Raw genomic sequence first — 14,833 nt, 5'->3', positions numbered from 1 at the left:
GTGCCTGCAATGCCACGTCATTTTTCAGCATTAACTAACGTGGTCGAAAGTCATGACTTTCAGTATAAAACAAAAACTTATCATCTCATTGGTTGTTGCAGTTTTAGCAGCAGCTGTACTAGTAGGCTCTATAAGTCAATGGATTGCGCGTGACCTTGTAAAAGAAAACGTAGAGCAAAACCAATTACCGTCGCTACTGCAACAAATTGGCAACCGCGTAGATCGCGAGGCCAGTGTTATGCTTACTGTTGCCCATAGCGTCGCGTCAAACCCAGATATACTTGCATGGTCTGCTGCTGGCGCAGACAATGCCGGCGAAAAAAGATTAGTCAGCTATCTCAATAATATAGTCGCATTCAACGAATTAACCGTGGCCTCATTCGTAGACAGAAACACCTACAAATATTGGAACCAAGACGGCTTTTTACGTGAGCTTAAAAATGATGAGTTTGATGGGTGGTTTTTTGCCTATAAAGACTCTGGTCAGCCTGTATCACTAAGCCTTTACAATGAGCCAGGCCAAGGCTACAGACTTTTTGCAAACTATCAGCAAGTCAACGGTCGCGGGATGTCGGGTGTTGCAAAATCCGTAGACGAATTACTCGATATTATCAACGCCGTAAAAATTGCTGAAACAGGCTTTGTTTATCTTGTTGATGGTAGTGGCACTATCATCGCGCATCCAGACACCAACCTATTGGGTAAAGCAAAATTATCCTCTGTGAGCGACTCCCAAGCGGCAAGTAAACTGCTAACCAAGCAACGTTTTGCCATGGCAACCAGCGAGCACGATGAAGGTACGCTCTTGTTTGCGAGCACCTATGTCGAGAAAGCGGGTTGGTATGTAATTGCACAGGTACCTGAAAGCGAGCTCTACGCATCAATCAACGCAGGCAGCCGCCAAATCATTTTGTGGGCATTAGCGATTGCGGGTGCGTTTACGTTTATCGGTATTTGGCTCGCAGGCAGTTTAACTAAGCCTTTAGAGTCGCTTGCAGACGTTTTTCAGCAGCTTGGCCGTGGTCAAGGTGACCTGCGCTCGCGTATCCCAATGCCTGAACAAAAAGAGATTGCTCGGTTGGTCGAAGGCTTTAATAACTTCATCGATCACTTGCATGGCACCATCTCTCAAGTTGCCAAAACTAGTCATGCATTGAAAACATCTGCAGAAGATGTCGCTAAGCAGTCACAGCAAACAGAGCTTTCGACTAAAAGCCAACGCGACCAAACTTTACAAGCAGCCGCCGCGCTTACCGAGATGGGAAGCACTGTTAACGAAGTAGCCCACTCAGCAACGCAAGCAGCGCAAAACGCAAATACAGCAACTACCAACTCGGCTCATGGCAGACAAATTACTCAGCGTGCTGTTCATGCAATTAAGGGGTTGTCTCAACAGATTCAAGATGTATCAGGTGTTATTCAATCGCTCGATGAACACACTGCAGCCATTGGCGGCATTTTGGATACCATTAGAGGCATTTCAGAGCAAACCAACTTACTGGCACTTAATGCGGCGATTGAAGCAGCACGCGCGGGCGATCACGGTAGAGGATTCTCTGTCGTCGCAGACGAAGTGCGTACTTTGGCGCAACGCGCTGCCAGTGCAACTGATGAAATTCAGGTAAAAATTGATAAGTTTCAGCAAGACTCAAAATCAGCGGTGTTGCAAATGGAATCAAGCAGAGAACGCACCGAGGATGTGGTATCTGCTACCGATGAAATTGACAAACTTTTACAAGATATTGCCGATGAAATTGCGCACATCAATGATGTTAATACTCAGGTAGCAACCGCAACTGAAGAGCAGGCCACCGTGGTCGAAGATATAAGCCGAAATATTAACGACATCAGTGCATCAAGTGAAGAAACACTAAATGCCACTCAGGTATTGGTAAGTGTTAGTGACAAGCTTGATGAGCTAGCGCAAGAGTTATCGACAGAAGTCAGTCGCTTTAAACTCTAGTTGCGGTACTCATTTACATTGACATGCATGCGCTGGCACCTAGAAGGTAAAGGCGTATTGCACTTTCACTTGGTTGTCGCGACTAGTTCGCCAAGGTAGGGTAAGGGAAGCACCATCAGCTTCCCACGATTCTTGTAACGCGCCAATGGTGAGAAGGTGAGAATCTTCTTTGAATGGTACTTCCAGATAAATGCCTGCGGTTCTGCTTGTGGGAAGTTGTATTGTATCAGCCACTGGAATGCGCATTTCATGGCGAGGACGCACTTTGTGACTCAATCCCACACGGTAATCGCCCTTATCCCACCAGCTGACCAATTCAAACTCATGACTTCTCACCCGCTGTGACAAAACACCATAATCCAAAAGCCCTTTGTTATAGTGCACTACCGCTTCTACATTGAACTGAGGTGAAATTTGCTGACTTAGAGCAAGTTGATATTGCTTCTGCTTACAGCCTTTGAATTGGATTTTGTTTTTGGTAAGTGAAACAGAAAACACATTGTCGTCAGAGGTATATTGATTTATCCAACGCTCGGCTTTTTCGACCGCAGAAGCGCTCGCCACTGTTGATACTAACAGACAGGGACACACACATACTGCTAAAAGTGGCTTGATAATACGACGCATATTCGCTGCCTCTTCACTGTGATCGAAAACAACTTTCTCTCTTCACAATTTCAGTATAGACAGGAAATGTATTGGTTGGGTATTAGCCATTTTACTAATAGACTAATTGTGATAACTAACCTCGTGAGTGCGTATAATGTACGTCGCTTTTGTTGACGTTAACTCAACGCACTACCGCTCGATTGAGCGTAGCTTGTCTCCCTTCTGTCGCTTCTTCACTAAACCAGTAGTCTCCTGATGAGTCGACGCACACGCCTTCTACTTGCTTATAAGATTTAAGTGGCCACACATTAATTACCGAAAATGTCGTTGATACTTGAGCTAGAAAAGCAGAAAAATTCCCGAAGGGGTCTGATTTGTATCCAGTAAAAACATACAAATTACGCTTTTTATCAAAATCAGCACCCGTTATTACACCTGGCAGACCTTCAATATCGGCAATGGGGCTTAATATCTGCGACGATTCACCTTCGTTGATACGATAAACATGGGCTACACCGGTGCGCCAGCTTTTCGAAAATAACAATAAGCCCTCTGGCGCCTTTACCATTGCTTCCGCGTCGTAATCGTGGGCATAGGGCATATTAGCGGAAGGATCGTTTTTAGCGTATTGAAGTGTGAGTTCGCTAAAGTCGTTCACGTCGCTACGGCTTACTTTGTAAATACTTACTGTCGCTCTACGCCCTTTATTATTGCCAACATCAGCAATATAGTAAGCTTTATCGTCTGCAGAGATAGCCTCCCAGTCGCTGTTGGTAAGCGCTAACTTATCTTCATTATTTACGCTACCAGTGCGGGAAATCGAAAAAACCACAGGGGCGTTACCAGAGTCATTTAACGAATAAAGCACCTCATCTTCACAATATAAACCAGAGGTTTCAGCGAGTACGAGTGGCAGTACAACACTGTTTTCTATTTTCAATTCGGCAGATGGCTTTGGATAGTGGATAGCACACGCCGCAATTGTGAAAAATAAAGTGACTACAAAAAAGTAGCGAATGTGCGTATTCAACCGAGAACTCCAAATAATAGTATCTGGAGATAATATCAGAACGGACGAACGGAGGCGGTGCTTTTTACAGCGTATTTCAGTGTGTTGGTCTAAACTTTATACACCGCCGTATAAAACCGCATTAGTCTAAAGTATCGTTATGACAATTACTTAGGCTGATATACATTGGAATAATACAAAAACACTAAGGACATACTTTTGTCAGATCCGCTACTTTCTCTTGTTGCCGTCGGCTTATTATCTATTGGCTGCCAGTATCTTGCCTACAAAGTCAGGTTGCCTGCTATTCTACCGCTATTAATTGTAGGTATTGTTGTTGGTCCAGTGTTTGGCGTGCTTGATGCAGACGCGCTATTTGGCGATCTACTTTTTCCAGTTGTTTCCTTATCAGTCGCTATTATTTTATTTGAAGGCTCGCTAACGCTTAAGTTTGGCGATATTGCAGGCCACGGCAATATGGTACGCAACTTATGCTCCATTGGCGTATTGGTTACATGGATAGTCGCTGCCACTGCTGCGCACTACAGTCTTGATCTGTCATGGCAGCTGTCATTTTTGTTCGGTGCAATTGTTACCGTAACCGGTCCTACGGTAATTGTCCCCATGTTGCGTACCGTACGCCCAAAAACAAACCTGGCAAATATTTTACGGTGGGAAGGGATTGTTATCGATCCTATCGGTGCTTTGCTCGCGGTGTTGGTATTTGAGTTCATTGTAGCGTCTCAAGAATCTGCAATAACGCATACGCTCATCGCGTTTGGCAAGACAATTGGTATTGGCTCAGTTCTCGGACTTGCTTCTGGGTACCTGTTGGGTATTTCAATCCGTAGAGAGCTAATTCCTCATTACCTTCTCAATACTGCTGTACTCACAATCATTCTTGGCGTATTCGCAGCGTCTAATTACGTCGCGCACGAGTCGGGGTTACTTGCTGTGACCATCACAGGTATGGTGCTAGCCAACATGAAAGATGTTGAGGTGGAGGATATTTTAGAATTTAAGGAAACACTCAGTGTTTTACTTATTTCAGGGCTCTTTATATTGCTTGCCACACGTCTCAATCTTCAGTCGGTCATTGATGTAGGCTGGGGCTCAGTGGTCGTGTTAGCCGCTATCATGTTCGTCGCAAGGCCTCTTTCCGTATTAGCGTCATCAATAGGCACAGGGTTAAAACTGAATGAATTGGCCCTACTGAGCTGGATTGCACCACGGGGAATTGTCGCCGCGGCTGTCTCTGCGTTGTTTTCTTTGAAGCTCGAAGAAATAGGCTACGAGGGAGCAGGTATCATTGTACCAATAGTGTTCATGGTTATTATTGCAACGGTAGTAGTACAAAGCTTAACGTCTCGAACTGTGGCATCGTTGTTAAAAGTGCGCGCGCCCGCACCTACTGGTTACCTATTATTTGGCGGCAGCAAGTTTAACCGGACTTTAGCCGCAGAAATGATGAAACAAAAAATAGATGTGACGATTGCAGACACAAACTGGGACGCTATTCGCGAAGCCAGAATGGCCGACATTCCAGTTTACTTCGGAAACCCAATGTCAGATCACGCTGCCCGACACCTTGATATAGCAACATTTGGCACAGTACTGATTATGTCACCGTACAAGCAACTTAACCCACTTATTGCTTATCACTTCGAATACACGCTAGGTAAAGACAAAGTATGGGCATTAACCAACAACGAACAGTCAGCACGACCGAGTCACCAAGTAAGCGAGCAGTACGCGAAAAAGCTAACCTTGTTCGATGAGGGCGTAACATATGGCTACCTTGCCTCTGCGATAGCAAGAGGTGCAATGGTGAAAACCACAAGGCTTTCTGATGAATTCACTTATGAACAATACAGTAAGCAGTATGGTGTAAGAGCAACGCCACTTATCGCGATAAACAGCGAAGGCAAAAGTTATACATTCATCAATGGCAATAGCATTGAACCCAAAGCAGGTTGGCGAATTATTAGCCTTATTGAGCCGGAGCGCAGCGAAGAGAAAATCGTAGAGTCTTGAAGTAAGAAAACCTCCTGCCCATCGGCAGGAGGCCTCTCCCTGGAGAACGCGTGACACAGTGCTTCGTTGCCAGAAGCGTTATTGTTAATGTTTTACCATTGTCACACTGTCGTGCTTTTTATAGCAATACCAAGGCCAAAAAAGAAATATCTATTTAGAACAGCACGTTAAGCTAAATCAACGTGTTAAACGAATCACAATTTCAACGTATTTAAACCACTTTAGTGCATTCAACGCACTATTGCGGGGTTCAAATTTTAACCAAGACATTGAAAAACTGGCATTTCTTTTAGTAAACGCTTCACTGTAGATACTGTTTTATACACGTTAGCGTTGTCTCAAGCGCTCCACTATTTTCATCTAAAACATCTCGCCCAGCCTTACCTGCTTTAGAGCGATTGTCAGGATCAGACAACCATGCACTCAGTTTGTCTGCTATTTGTTGAGCGTCTTCCACAATACTTAGCGCTCCCCGTTCCTGTAAATATCCGCATATAACAGGGTTATTGTAGGTGTGGGGGCCCATCATAATGGGAATGGAAAAAGCTGCAGGCTCAAGAGCATTGTGCCCGCCTCTATCGGCTATCGAGCCGCCTACAAACGCAAATGTGGCAACAGAATAGGCTTGATTCAACTTCCCCATTTCATCGAGTAGCACGATATTAATGTCGTCAGCGACGTCGCTAACTTGTGAGCTTCTCACAAAAGATAGGCCGCGCTTTTCTAGAATCTTGGCCACAACGTCAAACCTTTCAGGATGTCGCGGTACAATAACCACACGCGTACTGGGACATAGCGTCCACAAGCGTTGTACTGCGTCAAGAATGGTGGTTTCTTCAGGTTCATGGGTACTACCCGCCACCAAGATAGGTTTAATTGAATGCTCAAGTCCTAAGAAATGCTGTTTCTCACCTGATAGCGACGCGACTTGGTCAAACTTAATATTATTGGTTAACGTGAGTTTATTACTCGGCACACCTAACCAAGCATAGTTTTTAAAGTCTCGCTCGCCCTGAGCACAGATGTGATTAAGCTTCTCGAGCATGGGATTAAACAACTTCCCGATTTTTTTGTAACGACGCGCTGATCTATCAGTCATCCGCGCATTTATAACCATCACTGGTATTTCGCGCTTCCAACAGGCATGTATTAGATTTGGCCACAATTCGACTTCAGTAATGAGTACCGCTTTTGGCTTAACCCGCTTTAGCATACCTGCCATGGCCATGTGTAAGTCATATGGCAAATAGAAGTGATGCACCTTGTCACCGAAAATGGCTCTCACTCGCGCAGAGCCTGTTGGTGTTGTTGTTGTAATGGTTATCTGGGCTTCTGGCTCATCTTCAATTATGCGTTTAATAAGACAAGACGCGGCAACAACTTCGCCTACCGATACGCAGTGAAAAAGGTACCCACCTGACTTAGCAGGTGTAGCAACAAAACCGAAACGCTCAAAGCGTCTGTGATTGTAGTCTTTGTTACGTGTTTTACTTCGCAACATCAACTGCAGAAAAGCAAAGGGAATGAGCAGCGTTAAAATCGATGAGTATATCCAGCGACAGACATCTTCGATAAAAGTAGGTTTGTAGCCGTTTTTGTCGGCAGCAAACATAGTTAAGTCCTTAGCATTACACGGTGTAATGTAGCAGTCATTAAACTGACTCTAAACTGTGTTGTTATTTTTGGCTATTGTCACGAATCGCTCTAAAAGACTTTCAATGCCACAACAACATCAGCGAGTTCTGTTTATTCGGTTAAGCGCAATAGGCGATATTGTAATGGCTTCAGGTCTGCCGTCTAGCATTAAACGAAGTTACCCCGATTCAAAGCTGACTTGGCTAGTTGAAGCGCCATACAAAAGCCTTGTGCAATCACACCCCTATGTTGACGATGTCATTACTTGGCCCAAATCAGACTGGCAACGACTGGTAAAAGATAAACAGTACTGGCAGCTATGTAAAACCGTATGGGCATTTAGGCAACACTTGCAGCAACAACATTTTTCAGTTGCGATAGAAGCACAAGGACTAATCAAAAGTGCGTTTTTTGCATTTATCAGCGGCGCCAGAATGCGTATTGGTTTTAAGAGTAAAGAGCGCAGCCATATTCTGCTCAACAAGGTAGTCAATAAACCCACGTCACCGAGCATTTCAAGTGAATATAAGAAACTCGCTTTCTACATTCATACGCTCGTAAATGGGACTTCTTTAAATGCAAAAAGTGAAGTGCGTTATGCCAATACTATCAGTGCGTTTGATTATGATATGTGCATTGCGGTGAGTGAAGATAAAGCAAAAAGTGCGCAAGCAACTGCAGCAACCTTAGGCCTAGATACACCCTATATTGCTATAGCCCCCTTTACAACTCGCCCCCAAAAGCATTGGCCACTTACTCACTGGCAGACGCTTATAGCGCTTATACGCAGTGAAACAACCATGCCTATCGCAATTTTGGGTGGCCCCAAAGACGCCGCTCACGCTGAGGGGTTAACGTTTGATAACGATAATGTCGTTTCACTGGCAGGTAAAGTGAGCTTAGATGAGTCCATAAGCCTAATTAACACCTGTTTTGCCTTTGTCGGTGTGGATACAGGTTTAACGCACGTAGCGACATGCTACAAAAAGCCGACTGTAGCCTTATTCGGATCAACGCGCCCCTATACCCAAACAAACAGTATTTATACCCATGTGCTTTTTGAGGATATGGATTGTGCACCATGCAGAAGAAGACCAAGCTGTGATGCCAAGTATGACTGTATGAAAAATTTGTCACCTAAAAAGGTCTTTAGCAGTTTATTGCCGTATATAACAAGTATTCCAGTAAAGACTAAGGACGTCACTTGAGTAACAGCGTACTCCACATAGAACTTGGACGTCATTTGTATGGCGGTGCCAAACAAGTTGCTTACTTGATTAGGGCACTAGAAACAAATAGTGTCATTGAGCAGCACTTGTTATGTACTGATGACAGTGACATTAGTAAAGTCAGATTTAACAGTTGCCGCGTACATCCAATTGCTTACAAGGGTGAGGCTGATTTCTTCTGTATAAAGCGAATGTTGGACGTTGTTAAGTCGGTCAACCCCTCTATTATTCATGTTCACAGTCGTCGTGGCGCAGATGTTTGGGGCGCAATACTTGCTAAAATCACCGGAATTCCCGCCATCTGTACTCGGCGAGTTGATAATCCTGAGTCAAAATTTGCCTATTACAAATACAAGCAATACGACGCAGTCATCAGTATTTCTCATGGCGTCCAGCAAGTGGTTTCACTGCACTGCGAAGGCGTAGTTCATCAAGATGTCATCCACTCAGCAATAGACATTGATGAGTACTCCCAAGGCGCTGACAGGGCGTGGCTAAACAGTACGTTTGATATACCCGACGAACACCTCGTCATTGGCAATTTCGCGCAGTATATCTCTAGAAAAGGCCAAGCCGATATCATTCTGGCGATGCAGGATGTCATAGCACAAAACCCAAATGTTACCTGTTTACTCTTTGGCAAAGGGGCATTACAAGAGAGCTATCAAGCACTTATTGACCGTCATAAACTACAGAACAATGTAAAACTATGCGGCTTCTCAAAAGATGTTGCCAAAATACTGCCTTCTATTGATATCGTCATTCATCCGTCGTATACCGAAGGCTTAGGCGTCATTTTATTGCAGGCTGGTGCGAGCAAGTGTGCCGTAATAGCCAGTCCTGTCGGCGGTATACCAGAGGTTATTAAGCATGATGAGACGGGACTTATGGTTGCACCAGGTGATATTGACGGTATAGCGGAAACCCTGCTTGACCTTATGGATAACAGTGACAAGCGTACGCGTTTAGGTAACGCATTGTTCGAGCACGTATGCAGCAAATTTAGCATCGAACCAATGATGAAAGCCTACAGTGAACTGTATTTTTCTTTAATCTCCCAATCGCCTGATACTTCGCTCAAACATGTCGTAAAATAAAAACAAAAAAGCCGCTCGAAAGCGGCTTTTTTAAGACTTTGAAAAAAGTTAGCGATTAAACGCCAGCTTTTTCTACAACGTCAACTAAAGTCCAAGTTTTGTTCTTAGACAATGGGCGACATTCACGTACTGTTACTACGTCACCTTGGTTGCACACGTTGTTTTCGTCGTGGGCGTGAAGCTTAGTAGAGCGTTTGATGAACTTCCCGTAGATTGGGTGCTTAACAAAACGTTCAACTACAACAGTGATGGTTTTATCCATCTTGTTGCTAACCACACGACCTTGTACTGTACGAATTTTTTGCTCAGTCATTACGCATCAGCCTTTTGAGTCAGAATGGTTTTAACACGCGCGATGTTACGACGTACTTTTCTCAACTGATCAGTTTTTTCAAGCTGACCTGTTGTGTGCTGCATGCGTAGGTTGAACTGTTCGCGTAGCAGGTTAATCAACTCTGCGTTCAGCTCTTCTACGCTTTTGTCTTTCAGTTCAGTCGCTTTCATTACATCACCGTCCGAGTTACAAAGGTTGTTTTAAATGGCAGTTTAGCCGCTGCCAATTCAAACGCTTCGCGTGCTAGAGCTTCAGGAACACCTTCCATCTCATAAAGAACACGACCAGGCTGAATTTGGCATACCCAGTACTCAACGTTACCTTTACCTTTACCTTGACGCACTTCAAGAGGCTTCTCAGTAATTGGCTTGTCAGGGAAAACTCGAATCCAAATTTTACCTTGACGCTTAACGTGACGAGTCATAGCACGACGCGCTGCTTCGATTTGACGCGCAGTCATTCGACCACGGCCAACTGCTTTAAGGCCGTAAGTACCAAAGGCAACAGTATTACCCGCTGCTAAGCCGCGGTTGCGGCCTTTGTGCATCTTACGGAACTTCATGCGTTTTGGTTGTAACATGATTAGCCCTCTCGCTTAGCGTTGCGGCCTTTCTTCTTAGGTTGAGCAGCTGGTGCTTGCTCTTGAGTTGTAGGTAGACCACCTAGAACTTCACCTTTGAAGATCCATACTTTAACGCCGATGATACCGTAAGTAGTTGACGCTTCAGAGGTTGCGTAATCGATGTCCGCACGGAAAGTGTGCAGAGGAACGCGACCTTCACGGTACCATTCAGAACGTGCAATCTCTGCACCGCCCAAACGGCCGCTAACTTCAACTTTGATACCTTTCGCGCCTAGACGCATTGCGTTTTGAACCGCACGCTTCATAGCACGACGGAACATAACACGACGCTCTAGCTGGCTAGAGATGCTGTCAGCTACTAGCTGGCCATCTAGCTCTGGCTTACGTACTTCAGCGATGTTGATCTGAGCTGGCACGCCGGCTAGCTTAGATACGTAGTTACGCAACTTCTCTACGTCTTCACCTTTCTTACCGATTACAACGCCTGGACGAGCAGTGTGAATAGTTACACGGATGCTCTTAGCAGGACGCTCGATCACGATCTTAGAAAGTGAAGCGTTCTTAAGTTGTTTAGTCAGATACTGACGTACCTGATGATCGTTATACAGGTTGTCTGCATAGTCTGCAGTATTAGCGTACCAGGTAGATGTCCATGGTTTGCTGATACCCAGGCGTATACCTGTAGGATGTACCTTCTGTCCCATTATCTACTCCTAGTTATCCGCTACAACCACAGTGATGTGACTGCTGCGCTTGAAGATACGATCAGCACGGCCTTTAGCACGTGGCTTGATACGTTTCATAGTTGGACCTTCGTCAACGAAAACTTTAGACACGCGAAGTTCATCGATGTCTGCGCCTTCGTTGTGCTCTGCGTTAGCAATCGCAGATTCCAATACTTTCTTTACTAGCGCTGCGCTTTTCTTCGGGCTGTACGTAAGAAGCTCAAGAGCTTTCTCAACGTGCATTCCGCGAATTTGATCCGCAACCAAGCGTGCCTTTTGAGCCGACGTGCGGGCAAAACGGTGTTTAGCTAATGCTTCCATCTTCCTACCCCTTAACGTTTAGCTTTCTTATCCGCGACATGGCCGCGGTAAGTACGCGTTGGCGCAAATTCGCCCAACTTGTGGCCGACCATTTCGTCACTAATAATGACAGGTACATGTTGTCGACCGTTATGGACCGCAATGGTCAACCCAATCATATCTGGGATGATCATAGAACGACGAGACCAAGTTTTGATTGGTTTACGTTCGTTCTTTTCCACTGCAGCCTCTACCTTCTTCAGCAAGTGAAGGTCAATAAAAGGACCTTTCTTGAGAGAACGTGGCATGGTGAATCCTCGCTATTACTTGTTACGACGACGTACGATAAGCTTATCAGTACGCTTGTTGCTTCGGGTTTTCTTACCTTTAGTAGGAACACCCCAAGGAGTTACTGGGTGACGACCGCCAGATGTACGACCTTCACCACCACCGTGTGGGTGATCAACCGGGTTCATGGCAACACCACGAACGGTAGGACGAACACCACGCCAGCGTGTAGCACCAGCTTTACCTAGTGAACGAAGCATGTGCTCTGCATTACCAACTTCACCAATGGTGGCGCGGCAATCAGAAAGAACTTTACGCATTTCGCCAGAGCGTAGACGTAGGGTAACGTAGTTTCCGTCACGTGCTAGGATCTGAGCGTAAGCACCAGCAGAACGTGCGATTTGTGCACCCTTGCCAGGCTTCATTTCAATTGCGTGTACAACAGTACCTACAGGGATGTTACGCATAGGTAGTGTGTTACCAGACTTGATCGGAGCGTCCGAACCAGACTGGATTGCATCACCTGCTTTCATACCCTTAGGAGCTAGAATGTAACGACGTTCACCGTCTGCATACAATACTAGAGCAATGTTCGCAGAACGGTTTGGATCGTACTCTAAACGCTCAACTTTAGCTGGAATGCCGTCTTTGTTGCGTTTGAAGTCGATTACACGATAGTGTTGCTTGTGACCACCACCGATGTGACGAGTCGTGATACGACCACCGTTGTTACGACCACCAGACTTGCTGTTTTTCTCTAGCAAAGGCGCGTAAGGTGCACCTTTGTGCAGGTCAGGATTAACGACCTGAACAACGTGACGACGACCGGCAGAAGTTGGCTTAGCTTTCAATAATGGCATTTCTAATCCCCTTCTTACTCAGCACCACCGACAAAGTCGATGTCCTGACCTTCTTTAAGAACCACGTAGGCCTTTTTCCAGTCGCTGCGCTTACCGAAAGACATGCCGTGACGCTTGGTTTTACCCTTAACGTTCACAGTACGAACACCTTCAACTTCAACTTCAAACAGTTTTTCAACTGCTGCTTTGATTTCAGCTTTGTTCGCGTCTTTAGCTACTTTAAATACAACTGTGTTGTTCGCTTCAGCAGCCATAGTAGACTTTTCTGAAACGTGAGGTGCTACTAGCACCTTCAGTAGACGTTCTTCTCTCATGCTAACGCCTCCTCAAGTTGTTTAACCGCATCAGCAGTCATTAGCACTTTTTCAAATGCAATCAAGCTCACTGGGTCGATGCCTGCTACGTCACGTACGTCAACTTTATATAAGTTGCGCGCCGCTAGGAACAAGTTCTCATCAACTTCAGGAGTAACGATTAGAACGTCATTTAGTTCATATTCGTTAAGTGCAGAAATAAGAGCTTTAGTCTTAGGTGCGTCAACACCGAACTTCTCTACAACAACCAAACGGTCTTGACGGATTAGTTCAGACAAGATGCTCTTGATCGCACCGCGATACATTTTCTTGTTAACTTTTTGGTCAAAGTCACGAGGCTTAGCTGCGAAAGCACGGCCACCGCCAACCCAAATTGGGCTACGGATTGTACCAGCACGCGCACGGCCAGTACCTTTTTGACGCCATGGCTTCTTACCGCCACCACGAACTTCAGCGCGAGTTTTCTGCGCTTTTGTACCCTGACGAGCACCTGCACCGTAAGCTACAACTACCTGGTGTACCAGGGCTTCGTTGAATTCACGTCCAAAGGTCGCTTCGGATACTTCAAGAGCGCTTTGCGCGTCTTTCAATGTTAATTCCATCAGTTCACTCCCCAGACGTTACGCTTTAACAGCTGGCTTTACGATTACATCGTTGCCAGTTGCGCCAGGTACGGCACCTTTAACTAGGATAAGGCCGTTCTCTACGTCAACACGTACAACTTCCAAAGACTGAGTAGTCACTTGCTTGTTACCAAGCTGACCAGCCATTTTCTTGCCTTTGAATACTTTACCTGGTGATTGGTTTTGACCAATTGAACCAGGAGCACGGTGTGACAAAGAGTTACCGTGTGTCATACGCTGAGAACTGAAGTTCCAGCGTTTGATAGCACCTTGGAAACCTTTACCTTTTGATGTACCAGTTACATCAATCTTTTTAGTGTCGTTAAAGATTTCAACAGTGATTTCACTGCCTACTTCAATATCGGCACCTTCGTTGTCTTCTAGGCGGAATTCTACTAGAGTGCGTCCAGCTTCAACACCAGCTTTAGCAAAGTGACCTGCTTCAGCTTTGTTGATGCGGTTAGCTTTCTTAGTTCCAGCAGTAACCTGAAGAGCGCGATAACCGTCAGTTTCCTCAGTACGAACCTGAGTAACGCGGTTTGGGGTCGCTTCAATAACAGTCACAGGGATAGACGTGCCATCTTCAGTGAAGATGCGAGTCATACCCACTTTACGACCGACTAGACCAATCGCCATTGTTATAACCCTCTCTTATTAGCCCAGGCTGATTTGAACATCAACGCCAGCAGCCAAGTCCAAACGCATCAACGCGTCAACTGTTTTATCAGTTGGCTCGATGATGTCTACCAAACGCTTGTGAGTACGGATTTCATATTGATCACGCGCGTCTTTGTTAACGTGCGGAGAAATCAGAACTGTATAGCGTTCTTTGCGAGTAGGTAGAGGAATAGGACCACTTACCTGAGCACCAGTGCGTTTCGCAGTTTCAACGATTTCAGCCGTAGACTGATCGATCAACTTGTGATCAAACGCTTTCAAACGAATGCGAATTCTTTGATTTGGCATCGATTAAGCTCCAATCGAAAGAACAAAAAAATTCACCCTTTCTCTTCCATTTATTCCGGAAAGAAAGGATGTGCGTAAACCGATGGTTCCCAATCGGAACCCTGTTCTTTTTTCTAGCACGCCAGCAACAGGCTAATCAGTAAAGATGAATCCGTTACTTCGGCAACCACCCTAAAAGCAGTGAGGTCGCGGCTAAAAATTACATGCCCTAATTGGGCATTGGGCGCGAATTATACAGAAAGGAGACTGTAATGCAAGGCCAAG

Annotated in this window: 18 protein-coding genes; 4 read left to right on the top strand and 14 right to left on the bottom strand. The window is 45.4% G+C overall.

The annotated features are described in order from the left end of the window. Positions 1–52: 52 nt before the first annotated feature. Positions 53–1,963, top strand: a complete 1,911-nt coding sequence (locus tag OZ660_RS01625; protein ID WP_274742335.1) for a methyl-accepting chemotaxis protein — start codon at positions 53–55, stop codon at positions 1,961–1,963. Between the two features lie 39 nt (positions 1,964–2,002). Here OZ660_RS01625 and OZ660_RS01620 read toward each other — a convergent pair whose 3' ends face one another. Together OZ660_RS01620 and OZ660_RS01615 are read right to left on the bottom strand one after the other, a co-directional pair. Beyond that, positions 2,003–2,590 (bottom strand): hypothetical protein, encoded by a 588-nt coding sequence (locus tag OZ660_RS01620; RefSeq protein ID WP_274742334.1) that lies wholly within the window; start codon positions 2,588–2,590, stop codon positions 2,003–2,005. 163 nt (positions 2,591–2,753) lie between these two features. Beyond that, positions 2,754–3,602, bottom strand: coding sequence for a hypothetical protein (locus tag OZ660_RS01615; RefSeq protein ID WP_274742333.1), 849 nt, complete (start codon positions 3,600–3,602; stop codon positions 2,754–2,756). A gap of 198 nt (positions 3,603–3,800) precedes the next feature. On the opposite strand from OZ660_RS01615, the gene OZ660_RS01610 reads away from it, so the two are divergent. Beyond that, complete coding sequence (locus OZ660_RS01610) at positions 3,801–5,615, top strand: cation:proton antiporter (RefSeq protein ID WP_274742332.1); 1,815 nt, start codon at positions 3,801–3,803, stop codon at positions 5,613–5,615. 301 nt (positions 5,616–5,916) lie between these two features. Here OZ660_RS01610 and waaA read toward each other — a convergent pair whose 3' ends face one another. After that, positions 5,917–7,227: a lipid IV(A) 3-deoxy-D-manno-octulosonic acid transferase gene (gene waaA / locus OZ660_RS01605; RefSeq protein ID WP_274742331.1), complete on the bottom strand. Its 1,311-nt coding sequence runs from the start codon at positions 7,225–7,227 to the stop codon at positions 5,917–5,919. A 106-nt stretch (positions 7,228–7,333) separates the two neighbouring features. On the opposite strand from waaA, the gene OZ660_RS01600 reads away from it, so the two are divergent. Both OZ660_RS01600 and OZ660_RS01595 read left to right on the top strand, forming a co-directional pair. Then, positions 7,334–8,458 carry a glycosyltransferase family 9 protein gene (locus tag OZ660_RS01600; protein ID WP_274742330.1) on the top strand — a complete coding sequence of 375 codons (1,125 nt, stop codon included), beginning with the start codon at positions 7,334–7,336 and terminating at the stop codon, positions 8,456–8,458. Continuing rightward, positions 8,455–9,576: a glycosyltransferase family 4 protein gene (locus tag OZ660_RS01595; RefSeq protein WP_274742329.1), complete on the top strand. Its 1,122-nt coding sequence runs from the start codon at positions 8,455–8,457 to the stop codon at positions 9,574–9,576. Before OZ660_RS01600 ends, OZ660_RS01595 begins: the two co-directional genes overlap by 4 nt. Positions 9,577–9,631: 55 nt before the next feature. On the opposite strand, the gene rpsQ is transcribed toward OZ660_RS01595, so the two are convergent. From rpsQ to rpsJ, 11 genes are read right to left on the bottom strand one after another with little or no spacing between them, the layout of a single operon-like run. After that, complete coding sequence (rpsQ, locus tag OZ660_RS01590; protein WP_159627389.1) at positions 9,632–9,889, bottom strand: 30S ribosomal protein S17; 258 nt, start codon at positions 9,887–9,889, stop codon at positions 9,632–9,634. Then, entirely contained in the window at positions 9,889–10,080 is a 192-nt protein-coding gene (gene rpmC, locus OZ660_RS01585) for a 50S ribosomal protein L29 (RefSeq protein ID WP_012516965.1), read from the bottom strand. The genes rpsQ and rpmC overlap by 1 nt, the downstream gene beginning before the upstream one ends. After that, positions 10,080–10,490: a 50S ribosomal protein L16 gene (gene rplP / locus OZ660_RS01580; protein ID WP_014997065.1), complete on the bottom strand. Its 411-nt coding sequence runs from the start codon at positions 10,488–10,490 to the stop codon at positions 10,080–10,082. Before rplP ends, rpmC begins: the two co-directional genes overlap by 1 nt. Before the next feature lie 2 nt (positions 10,491–10,492). Continuing rightward, on the bottom strand, positions 10,493–11,197 hold the full coding sequence (gene rpsC / locus OZ660_RS01575; RefSeq protein ID WP_014947978.1) for a 30S ribosomal protein S3: 705 nt from the start codon (positions 11,195–11,197) through the stop codon (positions 10,493–10,495). Between the two features lie 9 nt (positions 11,198–11,206). Beyond that, positions 11,207–11,539: a 50S ribosomal protein L22 gene (gene rplV, locus OZ660_RS01570; RefSeq protein WP_071816771.1), complete on the bottom strand. Its 333-nt coding sequence runs from the start codon at positions 11,537–11,539 to the stop codon at positions 11,207–11,209. An 11-nt stretch (positions 11,540–11,550) separates the two neighbouring features. Further along, positions 11,551–11,826 (bottom strand): 30S ribosomal protein S19, encoded by a 276-nt coding sequence (gene rpsS, locus OZ660_RS01565; RefSeq protein WP_012516961.1) that lies wholly within the window; start codon positions 11,824–11,826, stop codon positions 11,551–11,553. Between the two features lie 15 nt (positions 11,827–11,841). Next, positions 11,842–12,666, bottom strand: a complete 825-nt coding sequence (gene rplB / locus OZ660_RS01560; RefSeq protein ID WP_202263273.1) for a 50S ribosomal protein L2 — start codon at positions 12,664–12,666, stop codon at positions 11,842–11,844. A gap of 14 nt (positions 12,667–12,680) precedes the next feature. Further along, entirely contained in the window at positions 12,681–12,980 is a 300-nt protein-coding gene (gene rplW / locus OZ660_RS01555; RefSeq protein WP_039217760.1) for a 50S ribosomal protein L23, read from the bottom strand. Beyond that, a complete protein-coding gene (rplD, locus tag OZ660_RS01550; protein WP_012516958.1) occupies positions 12,977–13,582 on the bottom strand; it encodes a 50S ribosomal protein L4 in 606 nt (201 codons plus the stop codon). The genes rplW and rplD overlap by 4 nt, the downstream gene beginning before the upstream one ends. 18 nt (positions 13,583–13,600) lie before the next feature. After that, positions 13,601–14,239 carry a 50S ribosomal protein L3 gene (rplC, locus tag OZ660_RS01545; RefSeq protein ID WP_131093693.1) on the bottom strand — a complete coding sequence of 213 codons (639 nt, stop codon included), beginning with the start codon at positions 14,237–14,239 and terminating at the stop codon, positions 13,601–13,603. Positions 14,240–14,257: 18 nt separating this feature from the next. Continuing rightward, a complete protein-coding gene (gene rpsJ / locus OZ660_RS01540) occupies positions 14,258–14,569 on the bottom strand; it encodes a 30S ribosomal protein S10 (RefSeq protein ID WP_010179497.1) in 312 nt (103 codons plus the stop codon). Positions 14,570–14,833 lie beyond the last annotated feature (264 nt).

The organism is Alteromonas sp. 009811495, from assembly GCF_028865455.1.
GTDB lineage: Bacteria > Pseudomonadota > Gammaproteobacteria > Enterobacterales > Alteromonadaceae > Alteromonas.
This window is presented reverse-complemented; position numbering and strand designations above follow the sequence as displayed.